Genomic DNA, 14,409 nt, shown 5'->3' with positions numbered 1-14,409 from the left:
TCGAAAAACCTAACACCCTCTTTTTTACACAAAAAAAAATATTAAATTTATATTGACGATTATTCAATAAAAACTAAATTTTAAAGAAATATAACCATAATTAAATCATTTAAATTAAATTATATATTGATTTTTAACACAATTCATTGAATAATAATCAAAACAATAAAGACCACCCAAGTCTACCCTTATTAACCTGCTCACGTTGTATTTAAGGATACTCTGCTTAATAGATTAAAATAGACTTTATGATAAAAAAACTACTCTTTTCTGGATATACTTTTCTTTCTTTTTTTTATGGATTCAGTCAATCTGATGATTGCGGTAATATTGCTAGCGCTGAATTGATTGTAAACACCACATGCAATACACAAAATTGGAACAATACAAGCAACACAGACAACTCATGGAATTACAATGGCGCTAGTTGCGGAGAAAACCCAAGAGACGATGCTTGGGGTTGGTTTGATGCTATCAGTACATCTACAACCATTACGTACAACCCAATACAAAACGGCAACGTAATTTTAACACTCTTCGAAGGAGCTTGCAATACAAATATGTCACCTGTTTCGTGTGCAAACGACAATGGAGCTCCTGACGCAGGCAATGAGGAGACTATAACCTACAACACAACTGTTGGTCAACGCTACAGAGTACGCATTCAGCGAGCTGGCGGAAACAGAAGCATGAACGGAACTATTTGTGTTTTTGATTCTTCAGTTGCGTCATTGCCAAATGACAACCCATGCAACGCAACAAACTTAAATGTTAACACTGGATGCATATACACTAGTTTTACCAATGCAGGCGCAACAAATAGCTCTGGAATTCCGGCTCCTGGCTGCGCAAACTACTCTGGTGGTGATGTCTGGTTTTCAGTTACTGTTCCTACAAGCGGAGCTATTATCATAGATTCCAATTCAGGAAGTCTTACAGATAGTGGAATGGCTGTTTACTCTGGAGGAACATGTTCTAGTTTAACCTTAATTGAATGCGATGATGATGATAGTGATAATGGATTAATGTCTTCAATAACCTTAACCGGTAGAACTCCAGGTGAAACCTTATATATCCGTTTTTGGGAATATGGAAATGATAACCAAGGTACTTTTAGCATTTGTGCTTCTGAACCTCCTGCTCCTCCGATTAATGACGATTGTTCAGGAGCTATTCCTTTATCATCAAATTCTATATGTAATTACTCATTTTACACCAATGAAGCTGCTACAGCTAGCACCGGAGTACCAGCTCCTGGTTGCGCTAGCTATTCTGGCGGCGATGTTTGGTTTTCAGTAGTAATAGATTCTACTGGAGAAGTAACTATAGATACACAATCTGCAGCTTTAACTGATAGTGGAATTGCAGCTTACTCTGGAACATGCGGATCCTTATCTTTAATTGAATGTGATGATGATGATAGCGCTAATGCCTTAATGTCTTCAATAACTTTAACCGGTAGAACTCCAGGTGAAACCATTTATATTCGTTTTTGGGAATATGGAAACAACAATCAAGGCACCTTTGGAATATGTGCTACTTCACCAATACCGCCTGATGTATACGGTGTATACTTACCTTGCCCAGGAGAACCTAGCCAACCTTTAACATCAACCATAGGTTGTCAAGGCTCTTTGAGTATTGGCAACACCATTAATGGAAACCTAAATGCTGTTACTGACAATGTTGCTTTGCAACCTATAATTTTTATATCCAGTTCAGACCCTTGTCAATTTGATACTACTGACACCGCAAATTACACATCTGTTAATTTCACTGTTGACACATCTGGAGTTTACACTTTTGCAGCTGAAACTCCTACTCCATATTTTGACGCTATGGGATATATTTATGAAACAGCGTCTGGTTTTACTCCCGGAACTTGTTCTACAGGATATATTGCTGGCGATGATGATGATGGCCCTAATTTAGACCCTTTAATTACAGCAAACCTAACTACCGGAGTAACATACACATTGGTAACAACTATATTTGATTTTAGTAGCACCACACACACTGGACCTTTCACATGGAACGTTTCAGGCCCACCAAGAGACATAGATTGGTATACTACTGCAACTGGAGGCTCTCCTATTGGCTCTGGATCTTCTTTTGACCCTGTCGGAGTTACTGGCTCTCCTTTATCAAATACCAATACACCAGGAATTTACTCTTTTTGGGGAGCATGCCCTGACTCACCAGGAACCAGATTTCAAGCAGACTACATTATTGGTAAAGTATGGAACGGTTCTGTAGACACTAACTGGTATAATGATAACAACTGGGTACCTACAGGTATTCCAACGGCTTCAGACTGTGTAATTATTCCTGATGTTGCAACTAGTAATAACAGATCTCCTATAGCTGACTATTCTATTTTCACACCACCAACACCTCCATTACCTGCGTTAGGAAGAAACTTAACAATACTTGCTAATGGCTTTTTAGAGATTGAAAACAACAGTGTCATTGAAATCACTGAATGGGTTAATGTAGACAATGACGGTTTCTTTCTTTTACGTGATAGCGCAAGCTTAATTCAAGACCCCACAGAAACTACAAATAATAACATTGGTGAAATTTCTGCACAGCGAAGTGTAAACAACCTTGATGATCCTTATGACTACATTTATTGGTCATCCCCTGTAGAAAGTTTTGATGTTGAAAATATTTCCCCTAACACAAACCCTAACTTAATTTGGAAATGGCTTCCAACTCAAGCTACAGGAGGTGGTATTGGAAACCACGGAGACTGGAGACATCCAGCCCCTAATGAACTTATGAGTCTAGGCACAGGCTACATAGTTAGAAACCTAACAGGAACAACTCCTTATCCAGACACACCGGCTGTTCCTAATGCAACTGCGGAGTTTATAGGTAGACCAAACAATGGTAATGTTAGCGTTAATATAACACGAGGCACCCATACAACAGGAAACTATCAAGGCGATAATGGTGTCGCTAATGGCACTACTCCTCAAGATGATAATTGGAACCTAATAGGTAATCCATACCCTTCAGGAATTTCGTATACAGACTTCATTTCTGCTAATCCTTATATTGATGGCACTATTTATTTATGGACACATGAAAACACTCCTGCCGCAATTGCTAGCCCTTTTTATGAAGATTTTGTATACAATTACAGTGATGATTATATTGACAACAATTATACTGGATCCAATCCTCCAGGCTTCAACGGTAGCATAGCTTCAGGACAAGCTTTCTTTGTTCTAATGCTTGACAATGCTTCAACATCAGAACAAGTTGTTTTCAATAACAGTATGAGAAGTGCTACAATTCCTAATGATCAGTTCTACAGAGGTACCATTTCAGAATCAAGAAACACTATTGAACGTCACAGACTTTGGCTAGACCTTGTGACTCCAAGCAATACAGCTGCATCTATTTTAGTAGGTTATATTGATGGTGCCACAAATGACACTGACAGATTATATGACGGTTTTGAATTTGAAGGAAACCCAACAAGCTTTTACTCTCTTATTGGAGAAGACAAAATGTCTATTCAAGGAAGAACTTTACCTTTTACAGACACAGACCTTGTTCCTTTAGGCTTTAAAACTCCTGAAAGCGGTACTCATTCTATTGGTTTAAACACTTTAGACGGCTTGTTTCTTTCAACAAATCAAAACATATACCTTGAAGACACTCACTTAAACATTATTCATGATTTAAGAGTTTCTCCATATACTTTTAATATTGAAAATGGCACTCATAACAATCGTTTTATATTAAGATATACTAATAACACATTATCTACTCACGAGTTTGATAGTAATACTGGATTTACTATATCAGCACCAAATAGTAAGTACATCAAAGTAAAATCCGCAACAAGCAATATAAACTCTGTTATTGTATATGATTTATTAGGGCGCACATTAATAAACAAAAGTGAGATTAATTCATCAGAAACAACTATTGAGAACTTACCGTACTCCGATGGTGCTTATATTGTTCAAGCTACACTTAAAAATGGAATACAAAAAACTCAAAAAGTAGTTTTAAGACAATAACTAATAATAACTAACAAAAGTATAAAAAGGCCTCGTTTTTAAATAATCGAGGTCTTTTTCATTTACATAAGCCTCACGCTCAAAAGAGATATTTTTATACGCAGCATACATATTCTTATATTGAACTAATCTTACAAAAAACTCAATTAGATACAATAAATAAAACGGAATAATCAACAACTCCAACTGCTGCTTTAAATGAATTTTTTCATGATTTAAAAGCACGGCATCTTTCTTCAAAGCTTTATACTTTAAAAACACAAAGGGATAAATTGTAATTCCCACATAACCTTTTGGCACTATATATTTTGAAACCAATATCATCCTCTTGAAACTTCAAAAATCAATCCAAATTACATTATCTTTGTTAGATTATGAAAAAAATCATTCCTATTGAAGAAGGAGATTATTACTTAACTCCTGAAGGCTATCGCTGTTTCACAGAGCAATACCACCTAAAACGTGGCTATTGCTGCGAAAGCGGATGCAGACACTGCCCATACGGATTCAATAAAAAGCAATTAAAAAGAAACTAATGTCAACAACAACTAACATATCTTTTAAAGAACAAATACTACAAGGAATACCAAACACATTACCTAATCCTAAACCTTATGAAGCTTCTATTAATCATGCACCTAAACGTAAGGAGATTCTTTCTGATGAAGAAAAAAAATTAGCGCTTCAAAATGCGTTGCGCTACTTTGAACCGCAACACCACGCAACACTTCTTCCTGAATTCAAAGAAGAATTAGAGACTTATGGACGCATTTACATGTATCGTTTTAGACCTGATTACAAAATGTATGCGAGACCAATTAATGAATATCCTGCCAAATCAAAGCAAGCTGCAGCTATCATGTTAATGATTCAAAACAATTTGGATTATGCTGTTGCGCAACATCCGCATGAACTAATTACGTATGGTGGCAATGGCGCTGTGTTTTCTAACTGGGCGCAGTATTTATTAACTATGCAATATTTAGCAACCATGACAGATGAACAAACGCTTGTTATGTATTCTGGTCATCCCATGGGTTTATTTCCATCACATAAAAACGCGCCTCGTGTAGTTGTCACCAACGGCATGATGATTCCTAATTATTCCAAACCAGATGATTGGGAAAAATTCAACGCTCTTGGCGTTACACAATACGGACAAATGACAGCCGGAAGCTACATGTATATTGGACCACAAGGTATTGTACATGGCACAACAATTACCGTTCTAAACGGATTTAGAAAAATAAACAAATCTCCTAAAGGACATATTTTTGTCACCTCTGGTTTAGGTGGAATGTCGGGTGCGCAACCAAAAGCAGGCAACATTGCTGGCTGTATTACGGTTTGTGCAGAAGTGAATCCTAAAATCACTCAAATTCGATTAGATCAAGGTTGGATTGATGAAAAAATCACCGATTTAGATGAATTAGTAGCACGAGTACAAAAAGCGCAAACAAACAAAGAAACAATATCAATCGCATACCTAGGAAATGTTGTTGAAGTCTGGGAAAAATTTGATGAATCTAATATTCATATTGATTTAGGAAGTGACCAAACCTCATTGCATAACCCTTGGGCAGGAGGTTATTATCCTGTTGGATTATCTTTTGAGGAAGCTAACAATATGATGGCAAATAATCCTGACCTATTCAAAACCAAAGTTCAGGAAAGTTTACGTCGCCATGCAACTGCAATTAATAAACACACAGAGAAAGGCACTTATTTCTTTGATTACGGAAATGCCTTCTTGCTCGAAGCCTCTCGTGCTGGTGCTGATGTTATGTCTGAAAACCCAACTATAGGTCGCGAATTTAAGTATCCAAGCTACGTACAAGATATTATGGGTCCTATGTGTTTTGATTACGGATTTGGACCATTCCGTTGGGTTTGTACTTCGGGTAAACCAGAAGATCTAGCAAAAACAGATGCTATTGCTTGTGAAGTTTTAGAAGAAATCATGAAAAACTCACCTGAAGAAATCCAACAGCAAATGGCTGATAATATTCAGTGGATTAAAGGTGCTCAAGAAAACAAATTAGTCGTAGGCTCACAAGCCAGAATTCTTTATGCAGATGCCGAAGGTCGAATGAAAATTGCTAAAGCATTCAACGATGCCATTGCAAAAGGCGAAATAGGTTACGTCGTTCTAGGTCGTGATCACCATGATGTATCAGGTACAGATTCACCTTATCGTGAAACCAGCAATATTTACGATGGTTCTCGTTTCACTTCAGATATGGCTATACATAATGTTATAGGTGATAGTTTTAGAGGCGCGACTTGGGTAAGCATCCACAATGGTGGTGGCGTTGGCTGGGGAGAAGTTATCAATGGTGGATTTGGTATGGTTCTTGATGGTACTAATGAAGCAGAAACACGCTTAAAATCAATGCTTTTTTGGGATGTAAACAATGGTATTTCCAGAAGAAGTTGGGCAAGAAATGAAGGTGCTGTTTTTGCTATAAAACGCGCTATGGAACAAGAACCTAATCTAAAAGTTACGGTTCCTAATTTTGTAGATGAGAAACTATTGGAATAACAATAAAAAAAAGAACTATGAAAAAGCTACTAAAATTATCACCTGTTTTAATTCTCGCTATACTATTATCTTCTTGTAGTTCAGTTAGGGTTGCAGCTGACTATGACAAAGAAGTAAATTTCAATCAATACAAATCCTTTGCTTTTTTTAAGCCCGGGATTGATAAAGCCGAAATTAGCGATTTAGATAAAAGAAGAATTTTAAGAGCGATTGAAGCCGAATTACTAGCCAAAGGAATGACAAAATCTGAAACCCCTGATATGTTAGTTAGTATATTTACTAAAGAACGTGAACAAGTAAATGTGTACAATAACGGTTTTGGCCCTTATGGTTATGGCTGGGGATGGAGCCCTTGGTATTGGAGTAGCTACAATTCTGTCTCAACTACTACTGAAGGCATTCTTTATATAGATCTTATTGATGCTAAAAGAAAAGAACTTGTATGGCAAGGACAAGGAGTTGGATACCTTACACATAATATGGAAGAAAAAGATGAACGTATTAAAGAATTTGTTTTTAAAATACTAGAAAAATATCCTCCTGAAGGAAAAAAATAATGACCTATAAAAAAAGCGACTCAAATGAGTCGCTTTTTTAGTGATTGCTTTATTAAACAATTACTTTTTATTTTTTTCTTCTAAAGATGCTAAATAAGTCTTGTATTGATCTGGAGTTAGAATTCCTTTAATCTTATCATTTAAACGACTTAAAATCTCTGCTTTATATTTTTGAATAGCTTCAATATCGCTCTTTTCATTTAATGCTTTTATATTTTCTTCAGCATCTACCAAAGCTCTAAAAACACCACTTTGTTGCTCTCCTGTTAGAACAACTAACTCATGAATTTTATATGTTTTCTGCTTAGCAATCGCTTCAGGTGTTCTTGATGCCTGTGCGCTAGAAAATTGCATCCCTAAAAAAAACAATGCTATAAAGCTAAAAAGTGATATATACTTTTTCATAATAATTTTATATTAATATTTACTTGTTGATTAAAGGCTAAATATACAAAATATATCTATAATTTATTAAATAAAAATAAAAAGCGGTATAAAATACCGCTCTTATAGTAAACTTAATTAAATATTACTGGTCTGCAAAACTGTTTCCTACCAAATATGAAGCATACAATGCTCATTAAAATTGAAATATCAATAATAAATAAGACTGATTAAATTACTTCCTATTTTCACTATGCTCTTATAAACTCAGTGAAAACTTAATAATTCAATAATTCCTTAACCTTCATTTTCACCTTTTCAGTTGAAGGAATCATTGTTTGCTCTAATGTTGAATTCAATGGAATTGCAGGCATATTTTCACTACCAATCGTCATTACTGGTGCATCTAAATATTTGAAGCATTCTTCTTGAATTTTCCCAGATAATGCTCTTGCAAAACTATTATTACTCGGCTCTTCGGTTACTACTAAACACTTACCTGTTTTCTTAACCGATTTCATTATAGTTGCTTCATCTAGAGGATACAATGTTCTTAAATCGATGACTTCTATTTGATCTTTTAAACCCAATTCTTCTGAAGCATTCATTGCCCAATGTACACCCATTCCATACGTAACAATGGTCATGGTTTCAACATCATCTTGCTTCCAGATTTCTTGTAATACCCAAGCTTTCCCAAAAGGCAACACGTAATCTTCAGCAGGTTCTACAGAGGTTGCGCCTTGTGTTCCTGGTACTTTAGACCAATACAAACCTTTATGCTCAAAAATAACTACTGGATTTGGGTCGTGATATGCGGCTTTCATTAAACCTTTTAAATCAGCTCCATTACTTGGATAAGCAATTTTAATACCTCGAATATTAGTAACAACACTTTCCACAGAAGACGAATGATAAGGTCCACCACTACCATAAGCACCAATTGGCACACGCAAAATCATACTTACTGGCCATTTTCCATTACTTAAATAACAGCTACGACTCACTTCGGTAAATAATTGATTGAGTCCTGGCCAAATGTAATCTGCAAACTGAACCTCAACAATGGGCTTTAAGCCTACCGCACTCATACCAACTGTAGAGCCCACAATAAATGCTTCTTGGATTGGTGTATTAAAAACGCGGTCGTCACCAAATTTCTGTGCTAATGTCGCGGCTTCTCTAAATACACCACCAAGTCGTCCACCAACATCTTGTCCATAAAGCAGACATTCTGGATGCTTCCGCATCAATTCTTCCACAGCGAATAAAGCACAATCTACCATCACTACTTTTTCCGCACCTTCAGGCGAACGCTCACCCTTTTCCTCGGTAATTGGTGTTGGTGCAAAATCGTGGGTAAATAAATCTTCTGGTGTTGGATCTTCAGCTTTTAAAGCTTTTTGAAAATCATTTTCAACCAACGCTTTTATTTCCGCTTCAATAGCATCTATATCCTTTTGAGTGAAACCATTATCTAACATTTGCTGTTTTAAAACAGGATAAGGATCACGAGACTTTGCTTCTTCCAAGTCATCTCTATACCATTCCATACGCACACCAGACGTATGATGATTTAACAACGGTACTTTAGCGTGTACCAAAAATGGTCGACGCTCGTCTCGGATGGTTTTTATTACTTTTTCTAGAGCTTGGTAGCTTTCAATAAAGTTAGCACCATCAATAGAAATGGCTTCCAAACCGTGAAAACCTTTTGCATATTCTGCAGCATTTTGAGCTCTGGTTTCAGCTTCATTGGCTGAAATATCCCAACCGTTGTCTTGCACCAAATATAAAATTGGCATTTGCTTTAACGCTGCCATCTGAAAGGCTTCTGCAATTTCGCCTTCGGTTACTGATGCGTCACCTAAACTACAAACCGTGATTGGATTTAATTGCGATTCTTTGCTATCCTTCTGAACAACATTTGAATTTTGAAGTCCTTGCTTTTCCAAATATTGCATTCCCATTGCGACACCAGTTGCAGGAATGGCTTGCATACCTGTTGCTGAAGATTGATGTGGTATTTTAGGTTTATCAGCATCTTTTAAACTTGGATGTGAATAATAGGTTCTTCCACCAGAAAATGGATCGTCTTTTTTAGCTAACACCTGAAGCATTAGATCGTAAGGCGTCATACCAAAAGCTAACAACATGGCATCGTCTCTATAATACGGAAATGCATAATCTTGAGATAACAATTGCATTCCTATAGCAGTCTGAATAGCTTCGTGACCACGTGATGTGGCGTGCACGTATTTTGAAACTACTTTGAAGTTGGCTTCATACAATTCTGCCATTGTTTTGGCAGTTACTAAATTGGTAAATCCTTTTTTTAATATGTCTTTATTCATTGTTTTCTGAACTTATTTTTGCGTTAGGGATTACTCATTCATTCTATTTTAATAAAATGGAATTCGTGAGTGCTTCGCAATTGCAGCGGCATCCTTTTTTGCCTTTAAAAGCAAAAAAGATATAGCGTAAAGCCCGCCCCTTTTGGTAACGCCCAAATTATTTTAAGCTAGCTCTTCTTCAACCTTTATCATCCAGTTGAATTTATCTTCAATTTTTCCGGTTTTTATGGCATTTAGCGTGTCGTTAACCTCTAATCCTACCGGACTTTCGTCAGAGACGTGAATGTCACCATTTTCTGTGCCAATGCTCTGAATGTAAGCAATACCAACGGCTGTTCCTGTTCCGAAAGCTTCCTCTAAAAGGCCTTTTTCTGATGCTTCTCGGATTTCGGTAAGCGTGATTGGACGCTCAATAACTTCAAAACCTTTATCTTTTAAAATATCGATAACGCTCATTCTGGTAATGCCATCGAGAATGGCGCCATCGCGACGTGGTGTGATGAATTTTCCATCAATTTTGAAGAAAATATTCATTGTTCCCACCTCTTGAATGTACTCGTGCTCAACAGCATCTAACCACAATACTTGGTCGTAACCTTTTGCTTTTGCTAGTTCTGTAGGACGAATTGCAGCTGCGTAATTTCCGGCCGCTTTTGCTTCGCCTGTACCACCATCTACGGCACGAACGAATTTCTTTTCGGCCCACAATTTTATGCGCTTGCTGAAAAACGGTCCTGCTGGTGATGCCATAATGATAAACTTGTAACTTGTGGCTGCACGCATACCGATAAAGGCTTCATCGGCATACATAAACGGACGCAAGTACAAGGCACTACCGTCTTGTGGTGGAATCCACGCTTTATCCATAGCTACAAGCTGTTTTAAACCTTCTACAAACAACGCTTCTGGAACATTTGGCATTCCCATTCGGTCTGCACTAAAGTTTAAACGCGCTGCATTTTTATCGGCACGGAATAGCATTGGTGTTCCGTCTTCATCTACATTAGCTTTCATACCTTCAAAAATGGCTTGTCCGTAATGCAACGCCATTGCTGCTGGATGCGTTGGAATTAAAGCTAAAGGTTCAATTCTTGGGTTTTGCCATTCACCATCTTTATAATCGCAGATAAACATATGATCTGTGAAAGAGGTCCCTAATGGTATGTTGTTGAAGTCGATAGTATCGACTTTTGATTTTTCTATTTTTTTGATTGCTATGTTGTAAGACATAATTTTTATAAATGATGAGATCCTGAATCAAGTTCAGGATGACAGTTAACTATATTTTTCTATTCGTATCAAATTGTTCTAAATAATCGGCTACGCGACGTACAAAGCTTCCGCCTAAATACCCATCAACGACACGATGATCGAAAGACAGCGATAGGTACATCATACTTCTAATAGCGATTTCGTCGCCTTTTTCAGTTTCGATGACTTCGGCACGTTTTTTAATGATTCCTAATGCTAAAATGGCAACTTCTGGTTGGTTGATAATTGGTGTTCCCATTACGCTTCCAAACGTTCCAACGTTAGAAATAGTGAACGTGCTTCCTTTTATATCGTCGCCACTCAATTTATTTTCTCTTGCTTTTCCTGCAAGCTCGTTTACGTTTTCGGCTAACGTTTTTAAGTCTTTAGTATCAGCGTTTTTAACCACTGGCACAATTAAGTTTCCACTTGGTAATGCTGTTGCCATACCAATGTTAATATCTTCTTTTACAATGATATTATTACCATCAACAGACGCATTGATGTTAGGAAAATCTTTGACCGCTTTAGCTACGGCTTCTACAAACAATGGTGTAAAGGTTAGTTTTTCGCCATATTTTTCTTGAAAAGCAACTTTATTCTCATTTCGCCAATTTACCATATTGGTTAAGTCGGCTTCAACATAAGCCGTTACGTGCGGTGACGTATGCTTGGAATACACCATATGATCTGCAATCATTTGGCGCATACGATCCATTTCTATTAGCTTTCCTTTGCCTTTATCAAACGTTAATTGCGGAATACGATAAGCCGTTGGATCTTGAACCACTGGCTGCGCGAACTTGTATGGTCTGCCCTCTTCGATATAATTGAATACATCGCTTTTTCTTAATCGTCCTTCGTTTCCGGTTGCTGGAATTCTTGCTAGTTCTTCAAAACTAATGTGATGCTCCTTTGCAATGGAAATGATTAATGGTGAGAAGAACTTTGAATTCGAAGTTGAAGCTGAAGTTGAAACCGAAAGAGCTTCCTTACTAGAACTGGATGCTACTGGACGACTCTTTTTGGTTTTCTTTTTCGAAGTCTCGACTGCGCGCGACGTTACATCATCTTTCGATTTCGGTTTCGATTTCGATTTTTCTATTTCTAGAATAGCGATAACTTCGCCAACTTTTACCACATCTTTTGCTTGGTATTTGGTTTCTAGCAATGTTCCTGCTGCTGGCGCTGGCACTTCGTTATCTACTTTATCTGTGGCTACTTCTAATATGATATCGCCTTCATCAAAAGAATCGCCTTCATTTATTAACCAATTAATGATGGTTCCTTCTGTGATGCTCTCGCCCATTTTGGGCATTTTTAGTTCATAACTTCCTGCGAAAGCAGGAATCTCTTTATCTTCCATTTCTAAACTTATTTAAGTTTAAATTCCAATTTATACTTATATCCATCCAATTTGGATTCATCTCTTCAATTAGGTCTATTTTCCAGTTTCTTTTCCACTTTTTCATCCTTTTTTCTCTAGCTATAGCTTCTTCATCACTAAAGCATTCTTCAAAATATACTAGCTTATCACAATTATATTTTGCTGTAAAAGATTCAGGTCTGACCTTTAACTTATGTTCTTTCACTCGTTCTTCTATATCGTCAGTAATTCCAATATAAATTACTCCATTTGGCTTATTAGCCATCATATAGACATACCAAACTTTCATTCCTTTTTGTTATGAGATTCCTGCCTTCGCAGGAAATGTTCCCTTAAGGTGTCATAAGCTCCTTCTTGGATTTTCATATTTTCAGGAACTTCGCGTAATGGCTCAACGGCTTTTAGACTGTTGTGACAATCTTGCGGTAACTGCTGATATAACTGCGTTCCTTTAGTTTTCCAAGCAATCATCTCATCACTTACTTGCTTGATGACTTTTGCTGGATTACCAACCACCAAACTACGTGGTGGAATTTTAGTTTCGGCCTTAACAAATGCCATGGCTCCAACGATACTTTCATCTCCAATTTCGGCATCATCCATAATTACGGTATTCATACCAATGAGGCAATTACGGCCTAAATTGGCTCCGTGAATGATGGCTCCGTGACCAACGTGTGCACTTCCCTTTAAGGTAATAGATTTACCCGGAAACATATGCACTGTACAGTTTTCTTGCACGTTAACGCCATCCTCTAAAATGATTTGTCCCCAATCTCCTCGAATGGCTGCACCTGGACCGATGTAACAGTTTTTGCCAATGATGACATTGCCAGTGACTGCAGCCAATGGGTGCACGAAACTGCTTTTGTGAACTACTGGAATAAAACCTTTAAACTCGTATATCATTATTTTTCTTTTATGTTCATTTTGTCTTGAAACAAAACGAACCAAAAATTCAAGTTGAAATGAGGAATTTTCAAAACTCGTTTTACAGTTTTGAAACCTCAAAATGAAATCTAATTTTTTTCCAAGGCTTCAAAAATTCTTAACGATTTCATTTTTTTATTCTGCATTTCAACGGTTACTACTTGCTATCTTCAATCTAACCTCTAACAGCGTAGCGGTCTATTTTCTATCTTCTATTTAAATCGTTTTAATGTTTCTTTTGTAAAATCACTTAATACTAGACGACCACTAATGGCTGCTCTTTCGGCTAGAAGCGTGTCCCAATTTTCGGTACCTTGCCAGAAGATTTTCTTCATTTCTTTCATTGCTTCTGGATTGTAATTGCAAAGATTTTCGGCAAAGGTTTTAACTGCTTCGTCTAATTCGTCTGTAGTTTCAAATACTTGCGTAAATAAGCCTTTTTGCTTTGCCCATTCTGCTGGATAAAATGTATTGGCATCAATGGCGATTTGTGACATTCCGCTTAAACCTAACTTTCGTTCTACAGCAGGACCAACCACAAACGGACCGATACCAACGTTTAACTCGCTTAACTTTATAGCTGCAAATTTTGTTGCCATACAATAATCAGTTGCCGATGCTACTCCTACGCCGCCACCAACGGTTTTTCCTTGCACGCGACCAATGATAAATTTTGGACATTTGCGCATTGCATTAATCACGTTAGCAAATCCTGAAAAGAAAACTTTTCCTGTAGCTTCATCATTAATATTGATAAGCTCGTTAAAACTTGCGCCAGCACAAAACGTTCTGTCGCCTCCACTTTTTAAAACGATAACTTTAATGTCCTCATTATTGCCAGCATCGGTAATAGTTTGTGCTAGTTCAGCCAGAATATTTCCTGGTAATGAATTATGCGCAGGATGAAAAAATTCGATGTATCCTACTTGATTTTCTATTTCTAATTTTACGTATGGTTGACTCATTA

At 37.1% G+C, this 14,409-nt stretch carries 12 protein-coding genes; 4 read left to right on the top strand and 8 right to left on the bottom strand.

The annotated features are described in order from the left end of the window. Positions 1 to 248: 248 nt before the first annotated feature. Positions 249 to 4,037, top strand: coding sequence for a T9SS sorting signal type C domain-containing protein (locus tag ABD690_RS06255; RefSeq protein ID WP_344728416.1), 3,789 nt, complete (start codon positions 249 to 251; stop codon positions 4,035 to 4,037). On the opposite strand, the gene ABD690_RS06250 is transcribed toward ABD690_RS06255, so the two are convergent. After that, positions 4,038 to 4,361 (bottom strand): hypothetical protein, encoded by a 324-nt coding sequence (locus tag ABD690_RS06250; protein ID WP_344728414.1) that lies wholly within the window; start codon positions 4,359 to 4,361, stop codon positions 4,038 to 4,040. Positions 4,362 to 4,411: 50 nt separating this feature from the next. Here ABD690_RS06250 and ABD690_RS06245 point away from each other — a divergent pair, with 50 nt between their 5' ends. The 3 genes from ABD690_RS06245 to ABD690_RS06235 are packed head-to-tail and all read left to right on the top strand — an operon-like array spanning position 4,412 to position 7,136. Continuing rightward, positions 4,412 to 4,573: a C1orf53 family protein gene (locus tag ABD690_RS06245; RefSeq protein WP_161566758.1), complete on the top strand. Its 162-nt coding sequence runs from the start codon at positions 4,412 to 4,414 to the stop codon at positions 4,571 to 4,573. Between the two features lie 17 nt (positions 4,574 to 4,590). Then, positions 4,591 to 6,579, top strand: coding sequence for a urocanate hydratase (locus ABD690_RS06240; RefSeq protein WP_344729303.1), 1,989 nt, complete (start codon positions 4,591 to 4,593; stop codon positions 6,577 to 6,579). A 17-nt stretch (positions 6,580 to 6,596) separates the two neighbouring features. Further along, on the top strand, positions 6,597 to 7,136 hold the full coding sequence (locus ABD690_RS06235; RefSeq protein WP_344728411.1) for a DUF4136 domain-containing protein: 540 nt from the start codon (positions 6,597 to 6,599) through the stop codon (positions 7,134 to 7,136). A 60-nt stretch (positions 7,137 to 7,196) separates the two neighbouring features. On the opposite strand, the gene ABD690_RS06230 is transcribed toward ABD690_RS06235, so the two are convergent. The 7 genes from ABD690_RS06230 to ABD690_RS06200 all read right to left on the bottom strand — a co-directional run bounded on the left by ABD690_RS06230 (position 7,197) and on the right by ABD690_RS06200 (position 14,407). Beyond that, positions 7,197 to 7,541, bottom strand: a complete 345-nt coding sequence (locus ABD690_RS06230) for a hypothetical protein (RefSeq protein WP_344728409.1) — start codon at positions 7,539 to 7,541, stop codon at positions 7,197 to 7,199. Between the two features lie 257 nt (positions 7,542 to 7,798). After that, on the bottom strand, positions 7,799 to 9,874 hold the full coding sequence (locus ABD690_RS06225) for an alpha-ketoacid dehydrogenase subunit alpha/beta (RefSeq protein ID WP_344728407.1): 2,076 nt from the start codon (positions 9,872 to 9,874) through the stop codon (positions 7,799 to 7,801). 162 nt (positions 9,875 to 10,036) lie between these two features. Continuing rightward, complete coding sequence (locus tag ABD690_RS06220) at positions 10,037 to 11,104, bottom strand: branched-chain amino acid aminotransferase (protein ID WP_344728404.1); 1,068 nt, start codon at positions 11,102 to 11,104, stop codon at positions 10,037 to 10,039. 49 nt (positions 11,105 to 11,153) lie between these two features. Next, on the bottom strand, positions 11,154 to 12,491 hold the full coding sequence (locus ABD690_RS06215; protein WP_344728402.1) for a dihydrolipoamide acetyltransferase family protein: 1,338 nt from the start codon (positions 12,489 to 12,491) through the stop codon (positions 11,154 to 11,156). Next, the gene (locus ABD690_RS06210; protein ID WP_344728400.1) at positions 12,481 to 12,801 is read right to left on the bottom strand and encodes a GIY-YIG nuclease family protein; all 321 of its coding nucleotides are present in this window, start codon (positions 12,799 to 12,801) and stop codon (positions 12,481 to 12,483) included. The genes ABD690_RS06215 and ABD690_RS06210 overlap by 11 nt, the downstream gene beginning before the upstream one ends. After that, positions 12,798 to 13,421, bottom strand: coding sequence for an acyltransferase (locus ABD690_RS06205; RefSeq protein ID WP_344729301.1), 624 nt, complete (start codon positions 13,419 to 13,421; stop codon positions 12,798 to 12,800). Before ABD690_RS06205 ends, ABD690_RS06210 begins: the two co-directional genes overlap by 4 nt. A gap of 233 nt (positions 13,422 to 13,654) precedes the next feature. Further along, entirely contained in the window at positions 13,655 to 14,407 is a 753-nt protein-coding gene (locus ABD690_RS06200) for an enoyl-CoA hydratase/isomerase family protein (protein ID WP_344728398.1), read from the bottom strand. Between the last annotated feature and the right edge of the window lie 2 nt (positions 14,408 to 14,409).

Origin of the sequence: Corallibacter vietnamensis, assembly GCF_039537875.1 — a bacterium.
Taxonomy (GTDB): domain Bacteria; phylum Bacteroidota; class Bacteroidia; order Flavobacteriales; family Flavobacteriaceae; genus Corallibacter; species Corallibacter vietnamensis.
Note: the sequence above shows the minus strand (reverse complement) of the source record. Positions and strands in the feature narration are given on the sequence as shown.